Below are 15,562 nucleotides of genomic sequence, written 5' to 3' on the forward strand. Positions count from 1 at the left end.
CATGGCGCCGCGTGGTGCCACGTGACGCCAAGTGGTGCCACTCGACACCACCAACACTTGCCTAGGCGCCACGACGGTGCCACAATGGCGTCATGGACCTCACACCGTACGTCGACTCCCTCCGCCGCGAACTCGCGGTGGCCGCCGAAGCCGGTGGCGACGAAGCCCGCGAGCTGGCCGAGAGGCTGACCGCACCCTTGCAGTCGGCGACCCGGCTGACCATGCTCAACGTGCTCTCCGCCGCGATGGACGAGATCACCCGTGAACTCGCCCCCGGCTCGGTCGACGTACGACTGCGCGGCCTCGACCCCGACTTCGTGGTGACACTGCCGCCCGCCTACGACCGCGCTCCCGAGGAACCGGCCGCACCCGCCGAGCCCCTCAGGGCCCCGGCCGACGGCGACGAGGGCGGCATCGCCCGCGTCAACCTGCGGCTGCCGGCCCACCTCAAGGCCCGCGCCGAGGAGGCCGCGACCCGCGAGGGCCTGTCGGTCAACGCGTGGCTGGTGCGCGCCGTGTCGGCCGCGGTTGACGGCGGCACCCGGCCACGTACGCCGGAGAAGGCCCAGACCGTCGGACAGAGCTTCACCGGCTGGGTGCGCTGACCGCGCTCCCACGCGCACCCCACACCACCGCACCCCGCCCCACCCCACCCCATACCACCGCACCCGCACCACCTCACCCACACCACGTCCCACCAGCGGGGACGTCTCCAAGACCCAAGAGGACGGGACAGCCATGCCTTCTTTCGACACTCCCGAAACGATCTCGGTCACGGCGCGCGTGGAGGCCGGTTCCATCCAGTTCACCGCGGGCGACCGCCTCGACACGGTCGTCGAGGTGCGCCCCCGCGACCCGAAGAAGGACCTGGACGTAAAGGCGGCCGACCAGACCGAGGTCACCTACACGGGCGGCACACTGACCGTCCGGACACCCAAGGGCAATCTGCTCGGCCTCGGGCGTACGGGCACGGTCGACGTGATGGTCGAACTGCCCACGGGCTCACGCGTCGACATGACCGGCGCCTGGGCCCAGGTGCTCGGCGAGGGCCGGCTCGGCGAGGTCCGGGTGAAGACCTCGTCCGGCGACGTCCGCCTCGACACGACCGGCCCGCTGCACCTGACCGCGGCGCACGGCTCGATCACCGTCGACCGGATCGAGGGCACGGCCGAGATCACCACCAGCTCCGGCAGTGTGCGCGTCGGCCTCGTCGACGGCTCCGCCGTCCTGAAGAACTCGCACGGCACCACGACCGTCGGCGCCGCGACCGGCGAACTGCGGGTGAGCGGCTCCAACGGCGACATCGAGATCCGGCGCGCCGAGGACTCGGTCACCGCCACCACCGCCCACGGCACCCTGCGCGTGGACGAAGTGGCCCGTGGCGAGGTCCAGTTGGAGACCGCATTCGGCGCGATCGACATCGGCGTCCGCGAGGGCACGGCCGCCTGGCTCGACGTCAGCTCGACCTCCGGCCAGGTACGCAACACGCTCACCGCGTCCGACAACCCGGGGCAGACCGAGGACACCGTCAGGATCCGCGCCCGCACCCGGTACGGCAACATCGACGTCCGCCGCGCCAAGGCCTGAGCACCTCCAGCACCTTCAGCTCTTCAAGCACCTCCAACTCCCGCTCCACTCCCACCACTTCAGCCTTCTCCCAGGAGGGCCACATGCCTTCATCTGTCATGCCCACGCCCAATGCGTCGCCCAACGCATCCAGTACGTCCAGTGCGACCGCCGCCGCCATCTCCACCGTCGGTCTGCGCAAGTCGTACGGCGACAAGACCGTCCTCGACGGCATCGATCTGCGCATCCCCACCGGGTCCGTCTTCGCCCTGCTCGGCCCCAACGGCGCCGGCAAGACCACCGCCGTCAAGATCCTCTCCACCCTCATCACCGCTGACGGCGGACAGGCCCAGGTCGCGGGCCACGACATCGCCACGTCACCGGACGGGGTCCGGGCCGCGATCGGCGTCACCGGGCAGTTCTCCGCCGTGGACGGCCTGATCACCGGCGAGGAGAACATGCTCCTCATGGCCGACCTCCACCACCTGCCCAAGCAGGAGGGCCGGAAGGCCGCCGCCGAACTCCTGGAGCGCTTCGACCTCACCGAGGCCGCGAGCAAACCCGCCTCCACCTACTCCGGAGGCATGAAGCGCCGCCTGGACATCGCCATGACGCTGGTCGGCAGCCCCCGGATCATCTTCCTCGACGAGCCGACCACGGGCCTGGACCCGCGTTCCCGCCACACCATGTGGCAGATCATCCGCGGGCTGGTCGCCGACGGGGTGACGGTCTTCCTCACCACGCAGTACCTCGAAGAAGCCGACCAACTCGCCGACCGCATCGCCGTGTTGAACGACGGCAGGATCGCCGCAGAGGGCACAGCGGAGGAGCTGAAGCGGCTCATCCCCGGCGGACACGTCCGCCTCCGCTTCACCGACCCCGACGCCTACCGATCGGCCGCCACCGCCCTGCGCGAGGTCACCCGCGACGACGAGGCACTCGCCCTCCAGATCCCCAGCGACGGCAGCCAGCGCGAACTGCGCTCCCTGCTCGACTGGTTGGACTCGACCGGCATCGAGGCGGACGAACTGACCGTGCACACCCCCGACTTGGACGACGTGTTCTTCGCGCTGACCGGCCCCACCGCCAAGGTCCCCAACCAGCCCAGCCACTCCGAGAAGGAGGACGCCCGATGAGCACTGCCCTCACCCTCGCCGTACGCGACTCGAACACGATGCTGCGCCGCAACCTGCTCCACGCCCGCCGCTACCCGTCGCTCACCCTGAACCTGCTGCTGACACCGGTCATGCTGCTCCTGCTCTTCGTCTACGTCTTCGGCGGCGCGATGAGCGCGGGTATCGCAGGCGGCGGCATCGGGGACGGTGGGTCGGACCGCTCCGCATACATCGCGTACCTCGTCCCGGGCATCCTGCTGATGACCATCGGCTCCACCACGATCGGCACGGCCGTGTCCGTCTCCATGGACATGAACGAGGGGATCATCGCCCGCTTCCGTACGATGGCGATCCACCGCGGATCCGTGCTCATCGGGCACGTCGTCGGCAGCGTGTTGCAGGTGCTCGCCAGCCTGGTCCTGGTCGGCGCCGTCGGTGTGGCCATCGGCTTCCGCTCCACCGACGCGACGGCCCTGGAATGGCTGGCCGCGCTCGGACTGCTCGTACTGTTCGCCCTGGCGCTGACCTGGATCGCGGTCGGGATGGGCCTGTCCAGCCCGAACCCCGAGGCGGCCAGCAACACGGCGATGCCGTTGATCTTCCTGCCGCTGATCTCCAGTACGTTCGTGCCGATCGACGCGATGCCGGGCTGGTTCCAGCCGGTCGCGGAGTACCAGCCGTTCACGCCGGCCATCGAGACCCTGCGCGGTCTGCTGCTCGGCACGGAGATCGGCAACAACGGCTGGATCGCGGTGAGTTGGTGCCTGGCGCTGGCCGCGCTCGGCTACTACTGGTCCAAGTCACTGTTCGACCGCGACGCGAAGTGAAGTAGTGGCTACTTGCTTGGGCCGGGGTTGACGTTCTTCGACAGGTCTGTCTGCATCTCCTGATAGGAGCGCGCCGCATGCCCGTTGCCCTCGTCGTGGCGGTACATGAGGTAGTCGTAGAGCACCGCCACACACGTGTCCCGGGTGGCGTACGGAGCGTCGTCGACGAGTTCCCTGTCCCGGGAGACCTCCCTGATCCGCCCCTGTTCATCGGTGTACAGGGGATGCCAGATCAGCTCGACCTCGGGGTGGATCCGCTGGAGCTGCCGCAGCTGCGGAACCTCCTGCCCGATGAGGACGCTGTCCGGGCTGTAACTGCGCAGGAAGATGTGGACGGGGCCGGTCGCCTGGGCGGCGTAGAACTTCGACAGGGCGTTCCACAAGGGACCTTGCAAGCCCCAATTCCTGTGGAACTCAAGCTCGTTGAAGACCTTCCCGGCCCGCGTGAACTCCATCGGCGTGTAGCCCTTGGACTGCGCGTACTTGCACACGTCGAACCCGCCGGACCACAGCGCCATCCTCGGCGTCGTGAAGCCGCTGTTCTCGCGCAGCATCTCGATCGCCTGCTGGTACCAGTCGTTGCCCTCGCGCCGCAGCCGACGCTCCGTCCTGGTGAGCGAGGGGTCCGCCGACGCGGAGTTGATCGTCTCCTGCTCCCGCAGCCCGCCGACCAGGAGCGACCAGAGGTTCTCCACGACGTTCGCGGAGAACCCCGCGTCCGTCATCAGCGTGCGGTACATGGCCCACTCGGGATGCGCGGTCGGATCATCGGTGTGATGCCGGTCGGCGGCGTTCGGCCCCGGCCACTTCCGCTGTACGACGGTCTGTACGGCGGTCTGTACGGCGGCCTGCTGGCCCCGCGCCTGCCCGATCGCGCGGGTCACCGCCGCGTTCCCCGCGGACCTCTGGAGGGTCCGTACCCAGGCCTCGGGGCCGCCGGAAACCCGCCCGTCCCGCTGCCGCTCTGCGGGGCCGCCGTCCACGGCGGTCCTGTCCAGCGACCCCAGCGGCCTGGGCCTGGGCCTGAGCATGGCGTCTCCCTCGATCCCTCGAAGTCAGAGGGGGCCAAAGATAGCGCCCCGGAACAGCGCCAAAAAAAGTCCCAAGAAAAGTGAGCCGACGATGTCGAGAACCCGCGTCCCGCTCCGTCCCCGGTGTGAACGCGACCAGAATGGGCCGCACCGGCACATCCCAGGAGACACACCATGGCCAAGTACCTGCTGCTCAAGCACTACCGAGGCGCCCCGGCCGCCGTCAACGACGTGCCCATGGACCAGTGGACTCAGGACGAGATCACGGCGCACATCCAGTACATGCGGGACTTCGCGGACCGGCTGGAGAAGACGGGCGAGTTCGTCGACGGTGAGGCGCTGGCCCCCGAGGGGGCGTGGGTCCGGTACGACGGTGAGGGGCGCCCGCCGGTCACGGACGGCCCGTTCGCGGAGACCAAGGACCTGATCGCCGGCTGGATGATCATCGACGTCGACACCTACGACCGTGCCGTCGAACTGGCCGGGGAGCTGTCGGCCGCCCCCGGAGCGGGCGGCAAGCCGATCCACGAATGGCTGGAGGTACGCCCGTTCCTGGCCGCGCCTCCCACCATCCCGGAGTGCCCTCACTAATGACGTCACCGACCTCATCGAACCCCTCGATGAACGAGGCCCTGCTCCGAAGCCTCACCCCGAACGTCCTCGCCGTCCTCGTCCGCCGCGGAGCAGACTTCGCGGCGGCCGAGGACGCGGTGCAGGACGCCTTGGTCGAGGCGATCCGCGTCTGGCCGGACGACCCGCCCCGGGACCCGAAGGGCTGGCTGGTCACGGTGGCGTGGCGCCGGTTCCTGGACGCGACCCGGGCGGACACGGCCCGCCGTAGACGCGAGGACCGCGTGGACGAGGAGCCGACGCAGGGCCCCGCCCCGGCACAGGACGACACACTCCAGCTGTACTTCTTGTGCGCCCACCCGTCCCTCACCCCCTCCTCAGCGGTAGCCCTCACGCTCCGCGCGGTCGGCGGGCTCACCACGCGCCAGATCGCCCAGGCCTACCTGGTCCCCGAGGCGACGATGGCGCAGCGCATCAGCCGGGCCAAGCGCACGGTGTCCGGCGTACGGCTGGACCAGCCCGGCGACGTCGCCACCGTGCTGCGCGTCCTCTACCTGGTCTTCAACGAGGGCTACTCCGGCGACGTGGACCTGGCCGCCGAGGCCATCCGCCTCACCCGCCAGCTCGCCACCGCGATCGACCACCCCGAGGTGGCGGGCCTGCTGGCCCTGATGCTGCTCCACCACGCGAGGCGCGCGGCCCGGACGACCCCCGACGGCGACTTGGTACCACTCGCTGAACAGGACAGAACCCGCTGGGACACGAGAACGATCGCCGAGGGCGTGGCGATCCTCCAGACCGCCCTCTCCCGAGACCGCCTGGGCGAGTTCCAGGCCCAGGCCGCCATCGCGGCCCTCCACGCGGACGCACAGACCGCCGAGGAGACGGACTGGGTCCAGATCGTGGAGTGGTACGACGAGTTGACCCGCCTGACGGACAACCCGGTGGTCCTCCTGAACCGCGCGGTAGCCGTGGGCGAGGCGGACGGCCCCCGCGCGGGCCTGGCGGCACTGGCGAAACTGGACGACTCACTACCCCGCCGCACGGCAGCGGCGGCCTACCTCCACGAACGAGACGGCGACACGAAATCGGCCGCCCGCCTGTACGCCGAGGCCGCCCAAAAGGCCCCCAACCTCGCCGAACGCAACCACCTGACCCGCCAGGCGGCCCGCCTCAACGCCGACCGGTAACTCATGCGGTCGTCGCGATTCGCGGCGACGAATACAGGCGCTGGTCCTTTCCCAGGGGTTGTTCCTCGACCCTGCCGAGCCACAGGAGTACGCCGTGGCGTCGCTCCCAGAAGGACACGTACACGCCCTTGACGATCCGCTCCGGTATGAACACAATCCCCCAACTGGCGGCCCAGGGGCCCCAGAGCAGGCCGAGAACCAGGGTCATCAGTCCGACGATGACAACGAAGGATCCGTCGAAGCTGCGGCGCATGGACGCACGCGGCGCGGGGAGTATCGCCTCGGGGTCGTTCAGGGGGGCCGCGCTCTCGAATTCGCGCTTCTCGCCGCCCAGCCACCACGACCGGGTCAAAACCGCCTGTAGGCCGAACAGCGTGCTGGCCACTGCAAGGCACAGCGCGAGAAGCACCTTTTCGCTGTCGGCCTGCGGCAGCCCGCGCAGGCCGAAAATCACAGGCACGGTGACGGCCATGGCGACCCCCGCCTCAACGACCGCCGCCAATTGATGGTGAACGTAGCGCACCACGGTTTTCCCCCTCCGCATGCGCCTCCCAGGGCGCACACGGGACTCACTATGTACGATCGTCAGCGAGCCGCGAACCCCACGAACTCCGCCCAGGCGGCACGGGTTACGACGATCACAGGACCGCCAAGAGCAGCCTTGCTGTCACGGACGGGGACGACGCCGGGGAATCCGGGGGCCACTTCGACGCAGTTGCCGCCGTCGTTGCCGCTGTAGCTGCTCTTGATCCAGGTCGCCGTGTCGAGTGCGTGCCTGCGCATGATGCTCGTAACCCTCCATCACGTCGCTGATCAGAGCGGCGGATTCGCGGGCCGACGGAATGTCCGCCCTGAGCACATCATAGGTCTGGCTGTGCCGTGCGTAATCGGCTGGATCATTGGTGAAGTGGCCCTGGCTCAGCGACTCCGAGTACACCCACCGCTCGCCGGGGAGATCGATCAGGGACATGGAACTCTTCGGTGGGACAAGCCCGAACAGGCCCGTCGGGACCACCTGGATACGGATGTTGGGGCGCTGCCCGACACCCAGCAGATGCGCGCACTGGTCGCGCATGACCTCCGGGCTGCCCACCGCGTTGCGCAGACAGCTCTCGTCCAGGACAGCGACGTACAAGGGGCCGTCGTCCGCCAGGAAGCGCGGCTGGCGACTCAACCGGGCCCGGACGCGGTCCTCCACTTCGGTACCGGTCGAAATCTGGGAGAACAGGGCGTGCGCGTAGCCCGGAGCCTGCAACAAGCCGGGGATGACCTGCTCCTGATACTCCCGAAGAGCCACCGCCTCCCCATCCATCCTCGCCCGCCGCTCGAACCAGTCCGGATGCTGAACCTCCGGATACCAGTCCACCTTCTTCCACAACCGCAGCAACACCCCACCCGTACCGAGCAGTTCGTCGCACGTCTTCGCGAACGTGTCCTGCGGGACGCTGATCCCCGCCTCCACCTTCGCCACGTGGGACCGGTCGCACGGGATCTGCTGGGCCAGCGCCGCCTGGGTCAGGAACGCGGCCTCGCGGAAGTGGCGTAACACCTCGCCGAACAGGGCGGCGTTGCTGACTCCCGTCCCGGAACCGTCCTCAGCGTTTCGTCGCGCCACGCGTCCTCCTCATGAACCCTCGTGTGCCAGTGCCCCGTTCGCACGCCTCAGGCGTTGAACCGGACCGTTCCCCTCAGCCACCCTCGATACACCCAGAGTAATGACGAACAGTGACGTACGTACGGAGTTGGCGCATGACCGACGAACAGCACATCGAGCCGGGGACGACGACGAGCCGGCGGGCGGCCATCCACCACTCGGGGCTCCACCTGCTCCCCGCCACGGTCTATCCGTCACCTCCCGTACCCGTCCCGGACTGCGCCACCTGCGACGAGCTGGCCGAGATGCGGCGCACCGCCCGGACCGAGGCCGACCGCAGCCGCGAGGCCGACGCGAACGTGCTGCTCCGCCGCCACCAGCGGCTGGCGCACACCGGGGACGGGGAGGGTGGGGTAGGTACGGAGAAGCCTCGCCGCCGCGTCTTCCGGTACGTCCCGTACTCCATCGTCCAGGACGGCTCCGCCGAGCCCGAGTACGAAGCGCGCTGCGTCTCGGGCGACGAGCACGACTGCGGGGCGGTGTCAGGACGGCACCCGGACCCTGCGAAGGTCGAGGAGTGGCAGCGCCTGCACACCCAGGAGACCCGCCACACCCGCTACCGCCGCTGCTTCGCCGACTACTCGGTACTGGAGCCGCAGGCATAAGAGCGAGCGCCCGTCGCGATGAGTTTCGACCGGGCCGGGAGTCTGTTGTGGTGACGACCGTCGCTGGAGCTGGAGTACGTACGGAGGACACCATGACGAAAACACCCGTCGTCGACCTGGCCACCTGGCAGGCCGCCCGTGACGAGCTGCTGGTCCGCGAGAAGGCCCACACCCGCGAGGGCGACGCGATCGCCGCGGCCCGCCGCCGACTGCCGATGGTGGAGTTCGACGGGACGGTCGAGGTCGTCGGACCCGACGGCCCGGTCCCGTTCCTGGACCTGTTCGAGGGCCGCGACGAACTCGTCGTCTACAAGCACATGTGGTACGACGGCGCACCGCACCAGGGCCAGTGCGAGGGCTGCACCACCACGGCCTGGCACCTGAAGGACGCCGTCTACCTCAACGCCCGGGGCGTGTCCTTCGCCGTCCTGACAACGGGCCCTTGGGACGAGGTGGCCGACTTCGTCGAGTTCATGGGCTACACCCAGCCCTGGTACTCGGTACGCGACGTCGACGGCCCGGCCGGCGGCGACATGGGCTACCTCACCTCCTACCTGCGCGACGGCGACCGCGTGTTCCTCACCTACTCCACGACGGGCCGTGGCAACGAACGGGTCAACAGTTCCCTGGGCCTGCTCGACATGACCCCGTACGGTCGCGGCGAGGCGTGGGAGGACAACCCCGAGGGCCGTCCCGAGGGAGGGGCCCCGTGCTGGTCCTGGCGCTCGGACGCCGACGGCAACCCCACCTGGGGCCCGACCAGCCGCCCGGTCCCCCAGTGGACCCGCCCCGACGCGGCCCCCGTCCAGACCCTCGGCCGCCACGGCCCCCACCACTGACACCGTCAGCGACGTGCCGTGGTCGCCGCCGACCACACGCCGGCCCCCACACATACGACGACCAACACCCCCAGAACGACGATCCCCGGGTTCACCCACACCGGCACGAGGTCGTAGTCCGCGTTGCACTTGTTGTGCAGCGGAAACCCCTGGCCCGGCTCCCGCCAGTGCTCGGCGCGGTACTCCTCGTCCACACGCTGTCCAAGGGAGGCGCAGGTCTCGTCGAGTTCGTGGCCGCCGGAGAACATACCAACGAAGTACGTCACCCCCAGCAGAAGCAAGGAGACGAAGGCCAGAGCGAGCCACACCAACGGCCGCAACAAGCCCGATCGACGTCGCATCAACTGGCCCTCCCCCAGGCGGCGTTCGAGGCCATCCTCCGTGATCACCGGGCCCCGCCACCCGGGAATCAGGTACCCCGAAGAAACCCACCCGTCAGGGAGCCACCCGCACCCGCCGCCATTTCCGCGACCTGCTCCGGCGTCCCCTCCGCCACCACGCGCCCGCCCCCGGCGCCGCCCTCCGGGCCGAGGTCGACGAGCCAGTCGGAGGCGCGCATGACGTCGAGGTTGTGCTCGATCGTCACGACCGAGTGGCCCGCGTCGACGAGTCGTTGGAGTACGTCGAGCAGGCGGGCGGTGTCGGCGGCGTGCAGGCCCGTGGTCGGCTCGTCGAGGAGGTAGAGGGTACGGCCGGTCGCGCGGCGCCCCAACTCCTTGGCCAGCTTGAGGCGTTGGGCCTCCCCGCCGGAGAGGGTGGTGGCCGGCTGGCCGAGGGGGAGATAGCCGAGGCCCACGTCCGAGAGCCGTTGCAGCCGGGCCGCGACCTGCCGTACGCCCCGGAAGACGGTCAGCGCCTCGTCCACCGTGGCGGCCAGCACCTCGGCGATGTCGTACCCGTCGTAGCGGATCGCCAGTACTTCACTCCGGAAGCGGCGGCCCCGGCAGCCCGGGCACCGCACCTCCACCGCGGGCAGGAAGTGCATGTGCACGGCGAGCACACCGGCGCCCTCGCACCGCTCGCAGCGCCCGCCCGGCACGTTGAAGGAGAAGGAGGCGGGAGTCAGCCCCTTGGACCTTGCCGTGTCCTGCGCGGCGAAAAGCTCTCTCACCGGCGTGAAGACATCCGCGTACGTCGCCGCGTTCGAGCGCGGCAGGCGGCTGATCGGCTCCTGGTCGATCGTCACGACCTTGTCGAGGTGCTCCCACCCGTCGATACCGTCATGTTCCCCCGGCGACAACACCCGTGCTGAGTCGAGGCGTTGATGTGCCGCCCGCCCCAACACATCCAGTATCAGCGTCGACTTGCCCGACCCCGACGGCCCGGTGACCGTCACCAGCCGCCCGAGCGGAATCCGTACGGTGACGTCCCGGAGGTTGTGGGCACGAGCCCCTCGGATCACCAACTCCGCATCCGTATCCGTCGAAGGCCGTTCCTTCCGTACGGGGTGCTGGAGCCGCCCCGACAGGTACGCCCCGGTGACCGATCCCTCCGTCGCCGCCACCTCCTCCGGCGTCCCCGAGGCGACGACCCAGCCGCCGTCCCGGCCCGCGCCCGGACCGATGTCGACGACGTGATCGGCGGCCCACAGCACGTCCAGGTCGTGCTCGATGACGAGGACCGTGTTGCCCAGGTCGCGCAGGCGGCGCAGTACGTCGACGAGGCGGGCGGTGTCGGCGGGGTGCAGTCCGATGGTCGGCTCGTCGAGGACGTACAGCATGCCGGTGAGGCCGGAGCCGAGCAGCGCGGCCAGGCGCAGCCGCTGGGACTCGCCGGCGGAGAGGCTGGTGCTCGACTGGTCGAGGGTCAGATAGCCGACCCCGGTGTCGACGAGCCGCCGTACCCGCTCCTCCAGGTCGGCCACGACGGGCTCGGCGAACCGCCACTCGTCGCCGACGGCATGCGACTTCAACTGCCCGACCCAGTCGGCGAGTTCGGTGATCGGCAGCCGGGCCGCGTCGGCAATCCCGAGGCCATGCACGGTGACGGCCCGGCTCTCGGCACGAAGCCGGGTGCCCTCGCACTCCCCGCAGACCTCCTTCACCATCGAACGCTCGGCCTTCTGCCGGTAGTCGGTGTCGTCGATACGGTCGGCGTAGCGCCGCATGAACGCGGTGACGACCCCCTCGAAACGGCCTGCGGAGACGGTGGCCGGGGGCTCGACAGCGGGGAAACGGTTGCGGAACTCCGGTGACTCGACGCCGTACAGGAGCAAGTCCCTTGTCTCCGGGGGTAGTTCGGCTACCGGGGTGTCCCCGTCGAAGGTGAGGCCGTAGTGGTGGGCCGCCGCCAACAGCAACCGCACGTTCCGCTCGACGAGTTGGCGGGGCCAGCCCCGCACCGCACCGGCGGCGACGCTCGACTCCTCGTCCACCAGGGTCCGTACCTCCACCCGGATCACCTCGCCGAGCCCCGTGCAGGACGGGCAGGCACCGGCGGGCTTGTTGAAGGAGAAGGAGCCCATGGCGAGTTCGGGCACGGAGGCGGAGCAGCGCGGACAGTCCGCGAGAGGGACGCGTTCCCCGCAGCTCGGGCACGGACGTACCCCGATCCGGGACCACAGCAGCCGCAGATAGGTGAAGACCTCGGTCGCGGTGCCGACCGTCGAGCGCGGGCCGCGCCCGGCCGGGCGCTGGTCGACGCTGACGGACGGGGACAGCCCGGTGATCGAGTCGACGGAGGGCCGGCTGACACCGGCGGTCGCCACGCCCCACGACTCCATGTACTGCCGGTGGCTCTCCCGGTGGAGGGTGTCGAGGGCGAGCGTGGACTTGCCGGAGCCGGAGAGGCCGGTCATGACGACCAGTTTCCGCTTCGGGATCGCGAGCGAGACGTTCTTGAGATTGTGGAGACGGGCGCCTTTGATGTGCATCACGGAACTTCGGTCAACCGTGTCTTCATCCATACCTTCAAGTTTTTCATTGAAGTTCCTGTTGAGACTTTTAGGCAGAAACACCGGGCCGCACTGCCCCTAAGCTTCAAATCCGTGATGAACCACGAGTCGCGACTCCGTCCCGTCGACCTCGCCCGGCTGTCGGGACTGTCGACGCAGCAGATCCGCAACTACGAGGACGCGGGCGTCCTGCCCCCGGCCGCGCGGACGGAGTCGGGATACCGCGTCTTCGGGGACGTGCACCGGCGCGCGCTGCTGACGTACCGGGCCCTGCAACCCGGGTACGGCCCACTGGCGGCGACCGCCGTCATGCGGACCCTGCACGACGGTGACGTACCGGGCGCCCTCGCGCTGGTCGACGCGGCGCACGCCGGGCTGCACGAGCAGCGGACGGCACTGCGGGCGACACGCGAGGCCCTGGAGGCGCTGGCCACCGGGCGCACTCCGGCGACGACGCCCCGTACGGCCGACCTCGGCCTGCGGATCGGTGAGTTGGCCGCACTGCTCGGCGTACGGACGTCCGCGCTACGGGTGTGGGAAGCGGCGGGACTGCTCACCCCGGCCCGCGAACGCGGCACGCGCTACCGGCAGTTCGGCCCCGACGACATCCGCGACGCCCGCCTGATCCAGACCCTCCGACGCAGCCACTACCCCCTGGACCAGATCCGCCCGGTACTGGAAGAACTGCGTCAGCAGGGCAGCACGGAGGAACTGCGGGCCGCGGTCGTGGCACGCGGGGAGGCGCTGGCGGGGCGTACTCGGGCGATGCTGGCGGGGGCGGGGCGGTTGGCGGAGTACATCGAGTACGTCGAGCAGCGCGTGACGGCCTGCGGAACGACGCCGGTCAGCTCACCTGGTCGTACCGGCCGAGGAAGCGGAACTCTCCGTCCTTGACCTGGTACAGGAAGCTCGTGTTCTCGGGCCTGAGGCCGTGGGTGATGTCCTGGTTGAAGCGGATGGGCTTGGCCACACCGTCGTAGGTGAGCTTGAAGAGGCGCTCGGCGACCTGCCCGGGGGTGATGCCGTCGCCGCCGCCGTTGGCGTTCAGGGAGGCGGCGATCAGACCCACCGCGTCATAGGCCTCGGCGGCCCAGCGGGCGGGAGGCGCGTCGTAGCGGTCGCGGTACGCGGCGGTGAAGGCCCGGGCGGCCTTGCTGTCCGACGACTGCGGTTCGCTGTAGGGCGCCCCCGACACCCAGCCCTCGGCGGCCTCGCCCGCGGCCTCCGGGAAAGCCGGGCGCATGACGGGTTCGAAGGTCACCCGGGGACCGGTGAAACCCGCGGTGGCCAGCGCGCGGGCACAGGCCGCGGCCCGGGTCGGCGAGGTGCCCGCGTAGACGACGGCCTCGGGGCGCGTGGCCAGCGCGGCGGCGACGACCGGGCCGAAGTCGTCCGTGCCGGACGCCACCGGGTGGACGGTGGTGGTGCCCTCACTGGGCGGTGTCTCGCGCAGGTCGCGGGCGAGGCCGGCGGCCATCCCGCCCGCGGCCTGGTCCTGGACGACGGCGGTGCGCTCGACCTTGTGGACCCAGGTCAGGTAGGCGAGCACCGGTGTGGTCCGGTACCTGCTCGGGGCCGTGGTCACGCAGAGGGTGCGTTCCGTGGCCGCGGACAGCCCCAGCGCGTCGTAGTCGGCCGAGACGAGCAGGACCGGCGTGGACGCCTCCCCGTACAAGGGGACCGCCACGCGGGCGGCGGCGACGGTGGTGGGGCCGATCACCGCGCACAGGGACCGCTCGGCGAGCAGCTCGCGGGCCCCTGCCTTCGCCCGCCCGGCCTCGCCCCGGTCGTCGTACGAGGTGAGGGCGAGCCGGAAGCGGGTGTCCTCGCGGGCGTTGTGGGCGGCCACGGCGAGCCGGGCGCCGCGCTCCTGCGCAAGTCCGACCTCTTTCTGGTCACCCGTCAGGGCGGCCTGGAAGCCGATGACATGGGTGGGCAGGTTCTGCGCCGCGCCTCCCTGTGCGGTTTTCTGACGGTTCGTCAGGATGATCGCGGTGCCGGTGCCTGACGCGGCGAGGACCGCGGCGGCCGAGCCGCCGATGGCGAGGATCCGGCGCCGGGAGGGCGCGCGTCCCTCGTCGACGACCGTGGGCTCCAGCAGGGTCATGGGCCCGTCCTGCCTGGGCGGCGGGTCCAGGGCGCGGGCCGAGCGGTCGGCGACCAGGCGCAGCACGGCGGAGGACAGCCAGTCGGGCGGGAGGGCGGCGGTGAGGGTGAACTCCTGTGCGGGGGAGGCCTGTTGATGGGGCGGCATGGCCTGGTGGTCGGGAGCGGCCCGGTGAGGGGGAGCGGCCTGGTGGTGGGGAGCGGCCGGTCGACGGGGATCGGCCGGTCGACGGGGATCGGCTGGTCGACGGGGATCGGCTGGTCGACGGAGATCGGCCTGGTGGTCGGGAGCGGGCCGGGGAAAGGGATCGGCCGGTTGATCTGAGCCCGTCGTCGGCTGCTCGGCAGCTCGCAGGGCGCGGGCGAGTTCTGCGGCTGTGGGTCGCCCGGCGGGGTCCTTGGCCAGGCAGCCGGTGATCGCCGTACGCAGGGGGAGCGGCAGCCGGTCGAGGCCGGGTACGTCGGGTTCCTCGTGCACGGTGCGGTACAGGACGGCGGCCGGGTCGCCGAGGCCGAAGGGCCGCTGCCCGGTGAGGGCGTACGCCAGCACACAGCCCAGGGCGAACAGGTCGCTCGCCGGGGCCGCCTCGCCACCGGTCCGGACCTGCTCGGGGGCGAGGTAGCCAGGGGTGCCGACGATCGCGCCGGGCTCGGTCAGCGCCGTGGCACCGCCGACCTGGGCGATGCCGAAGTCGATCAGGCGGGGGCCGTCGAGGGCGAGCAGGACGTTGCCCGGCTTGACGTCCCGGTGCACCAGGCCGGCACCGTGCACCTCGGTCAGTGCCTCCGCCAGCCGGGCGCCGAGCGCGGTGACGGCGTACGGCGTCAGCGGGCCGTGACCGTCCACCGCCTCGGCCAGGGACGGCCCCGGCACGAACGCGGTGGCCAGCCACGGCTCGCGGGCCTCGGCATCGGCGTCGGTGACCGGCACCAGCCAGCGGCAGGTGAACCCCCTGGCCAGCCGCGCCTCGCGCCGGAACCGTTCCCGGAAGGCCCGGTCGGCGGCGTACTCGGCGCGGATGACCTTCAGGGCGACCAGGGTCCCGTCGGCGGTGCGGGCCAGGTAGACCACGCCCATGCCGCCCGCGCCGAGCCGGGCGAGCAGCCGGTGCCCGCCCAGCTCGCCGGGGTCCCGCGCGTGCAGCGCCCGCATCGGTCCAGCTCCT

16 protein-coding genes are annotated in these 15,562 nt (G+C 70.6%); 9 read left to right on the top strand and 7 right to left on the bottom strand.

The annotated features are described in order from the left end of the window. Nucleotides 1–92: 92 nt before the first annotated feature. From OG787_RS18995 to OG787_RS19010, 4 genes are all read left to right on the top strand, one after another. Nucleotides 93–605, top strand: coding sequence for a toxin-antitoxin system HicB family antitoxin (locus OG787_RS18995; protein ID WP_235475706.1), 513 nt, complete (start codon nt 93–95; stop codon nt 603–605). A 133-nt stretch (nt 606–738) separates the two neighbouring features. Continuing rightward, nucleotides 739–1,587 carry a DUF4097 domain-containing protein gene (locus tag OG787_RS19000; RefSeq protein WP_369034455.1) on the top strand — a complete coding sequence of 283 codons (849 nt, stop codon included), beginning with the start codon at nt 739–741 and terminating at the stop codon, nt 1,585–1,587. An 83-nt stretch (nt 1,588–1,670) separates the two neighbouring features. Then, a complete protein-coding gene (locus tag OG787_RS19005; RefSeq protein WP_405535817.1) occupies nt 1,671–2,702 on the top strand; it encodes an ATP-binding cassette domain-containing protein in 1,032 nt (343 codons plus the stop codon). Then, nucleotides 2,699–3,508, top strand: a complete 810-nt coding sequence (locus tag OG787_RS19010; protein ID WP_369034454.1) for an ABC transporter permease — start codon at nt 2,699–2,701, stop codon at nt 3,506–3,508. Before OG787_RS19005 ends, OG787_RS19010 begins: the two co-directional genes overlap by 4 nt. Before the next feature lie 8 nt (nt 3,509–3,516). On the opposite strand, the gene OG787_RS19015 is transcribed toward OG787_RS19010, so the two are convergent. Further along, nucleotides 3,517–4,539, bottom strand: coding sequence for a hypothetical protein (locus OG787_RS19015; protein WP_405535818.1), 1,023 nt, complete (start codon nt 4,537–4,539; stop codon nt 3,517–3,519). A 174-nt stretch (nt 4,540–4,713) separates the two neighbouring features. On the opposite strand from OG787_RS19015, the gene OG787_RS19020 reads away from it, so the two are divergent. Both OG787_RS19020 and OG787_RS19025 read left to right on the top strand, forming a co-directional pair. Continuing rightward, the gene (locus OG787_RS19020) at nt 4,714–5,130 is read left to right on the top strand and encodes a YciI family protein (protein WP_369034452.1); all 417 of its coding nucleotides are present in this window, start codon (nt 4,714–4,716) and stop codon (nt 5,128–5,130) included. A gap of 29 nt (nt 5,131–5,159) precedes the next feature. Beyond that, complete coding sequence (locus OG787_RS19025) at nt 5,160–6,299, top strand: RNA polymerase sigma factor (RefSeq protein ID WP_405535819.1); 1,140 nt, start codon at nt 5,160–5,162, stop codon at nt 6,297–6,299. Between the two features lies 1 nt (nt 6,300). Here the strand turns inward: OG787_RS19025 and OG787_RS19030 are convergent, their stop codons facing one another. The 3 genes from OG787_RS19030 to OG787_RS19040 are packed head-to-tail and all read right to left on the bottom strand — an operon-like array spanning nt 6,301 to nt 7,914. Next, nucleotides 6,301–6,825, bottom strand: coding sequence for a hypothetical protein (locus OG787_RS19030; RefSeq protein WP_369034450.1), 525 nt, complete (start codon nt 6,823–6,825; stop codon nt 6,301–6,303). 59 nt (nt 6,826–6,884) lie between these two features. After that, complete coding sequence (locus OG787_RS19035) at nt 6,885–7,004, bottom strand: DUF397 domain-containing protein (protein ID WP_369034449.1); 120 nt, start codon at nt 7,002–7,004, stop codon at nt 6,885–6,887. Next, the gene (locus OG787_RS19040) at nt 6,967–7,914 is read right to left on the bottom strand and encodes a Scr1 family TA system antitoxin-like transcriptional regulator (RefSeq protein ID WP_405535820.1); all 948 of its coding nucleotides are present in this window, start codon (nt 7,912–7,914) and stop codon (nt 6,967–6,969) included. The genes OG787_RS19035 and OG787_RS19040 overlap by 38 nt, the downstream gene beginning before the upstream one ends. Before the next feature lie 134 nt (nt 7,915–8,048). Here OG787_RS19040 and OG787_RS19045 point away from each other — a divergent pair, with 134 nt between their 5' ends. Together OG787_RS19045 and OG787_RS19050 are read left to right on the top strand one after the other, a co-directional pair. Further along, nucleotides 8,049–8,558 (top strand): hypothetical protein, encoded by a 510-nt coding sequence (locus OG787_RS19045; protein ID WP_369034447.1) that lies wholly within the window; start codon nt 8,049–8,051, stop codon nt 8,556–8,558. A gap of 92 nt (nt 8,559–8,650) precedes the next feature. Further along, entirely contained in the window at nt 8,651–9,397 is a 747-nt protein-coding gene (locus tag OG787_RS19050; protein ID WP_405535821.1) for a DUF899 domain-containing protein, read from the top strand. Nucleotides 9,398–9,402: 5 nt separating this feature from the next. On the opposite strand, the gene OG787_RS19055 is transcribed toward OG787_RS19050, so the two are convergent. Together OG787_RS19055 and uvrA are read right to left on the bottom strand one after the other, a co-directional pair. Then, nucleotides 9,403–9,738 carry a hypothetical protein gene (locus OG787_RS19055; RefSeq protein ID WP_405535822.1) on the bottom strand — a complete coding sequence of 112 codons (336 nt, stop codon included), beginning with the start codon at nt 9,736–9,738 and terminating at the stop codon, nt 9,403–9,405. A 68-nt stretch (nt 9,739–9,806) separates the two neighbouring features. Beyond that, nucleotides 9,807–12,269, bottom strand: coding sequence for an excinuclease ABC subunit UvrA (gene uvrA / locus OG787_RS19060; protein ID WP_405540525.1), 2,463 nt, complete (start codon nt 12,267–12,269; stop codon nt 9,807–9,809). Nucleotides 12,270–12,386: 117 nt separating this feature from the next. Here uvrA and OG787_RS19065 point away from each other — a divergent pair, with 117 nt between their 5' ends. Further along, on the top strand, nt 12,387–13,184 hold the full coding sequence (locus OG787_RS19065; protein WP_405535823.1) for a MerR family transcriptional regulator: 798 nt from the start codon (nt 12,387–12,389) through the stop codon (nt 13,182–13,184). Here the strand turns inward: OG787_RS19065 and OG787_RS19070 are convergent. Further along, nucleotides 13,135–15,549 (bottom strand): bifunctional serine/threonine-protein kinase/ABC transporter substrate-binding protein, encoded by a 2,415-nt coding sequence (locus OG787_RS19070; protein WP_405535824.1) that lies wholly within the window; start codon nt 15,547–15,549, stop codon nt 13,135–13,137. The two genes, OG787_RS19065 and OG787_RS19070, sit on opposite strands and share 50 nt — an antisense overlap. Nucleotides 15,550–15,562 lie beyond the last annotated feature (13 nt).

The organism is Streptomyces sp. NBC_00075, from assembly GCF_045041225.1.
In the GTDB taxonomy this organism is placed as follows: Bacteria; Actinomycetota; Actinomycetes; order Streptomycetales; family Streptomycetaceae; genus Streptomyces; species Streptomyces adonidis.

Bases quoted from the DNA above. Each gene is read 5' to 3' on its own strand.
- OG787_RS18995 (WP_235475706.1), top strand. From the start codon at position 93: ATGGACCTCACACCGTACGTCGACTCCCTCCGCCGCGAACTCGCGGTG.
- OG787_RS19000 (WP_369034455.1), top strand. From the start codon at position 739: ATGCCTTCTTTCGACACTCCCGAAACGATCTCGGTCACGGCGCGCGTG.
- OG787_RS19005 (WP_405535817.1), top strand. From the start codon at position 1,671: ATGCCTTCATCTGTCATGCCCACGCCCAATGCGTCGCCCAACGCATCC.
- OG787_RS19010 (WP_369034454.1), top strand. From the start codon at position 2,699: ATGAGCACTGCCCTCACCCTCGCCGTACGCGACTCGAACACGATGCTG.
- OG787_RS19015 (WP_405535818.1), bottom strand. From the start codon at position 4,539: ATGCTCAGGCCCAGGCCCAGGCCGCTGGGGTCGCTGGACAGGACCGCC.
- OG787_RS19020 (WP_369034452.1), top strand. From the start codon at position 4,714: ATGGCCAAGTACCTGCTGCTCAAGCACTACCGAGGCGCCCCGGCCGCC.
- OG787_RS19025 (WP_405535819.1), top strand. From the start codon at position 5,160: ATGAACGAGGCCCTGCTCCGAAGCCTCACCCCGAACGTCCTCGCCGTC.
- OG787_RS19045 (WP_369034447.1), top strand. From the start codon at position 8,049: ATGACCGACGAACAGCACATCGAGCCGGGGACGACGACGAGCCGGCGG.
- OG787_RS19050 (WP_405535821.1), top strand. From the start codon at position 8,651: ATGACGAAAACACCCGTCGTCGACCTGGCCACCTGGCAGGCCGCCCGT.
- OG787_RS19055 (WP_405535822.1), bottom strand. From the start codon at position 9,738: ATGCGACGTCGATCGGGCTTGTTGCGGCCGTTGGTGTGGCTCGCTCTG.
- uvrA (WP_405540525.1), bottom strand. From the start codon at position 12,269: ATGCACATCAAAGGCGCCCGTCTCCACAATCTCAAGAACGTCTCGCTC.
- OG787_RS19065 (WP_405535823.1), top strand. From the start codon at position 12,387: ATGAACCACGAGTCGCGACTCCGTCCCGTCGACCTCGCCCGGCTGTCG.
- OG787_RS19070 (WP_405535824.1), bottom strand. From the start codon at position 15,549: ATGCGGGCGCTGCACGCGCGGGACCCCGGCGAGCTGGGCGGGCACCGG.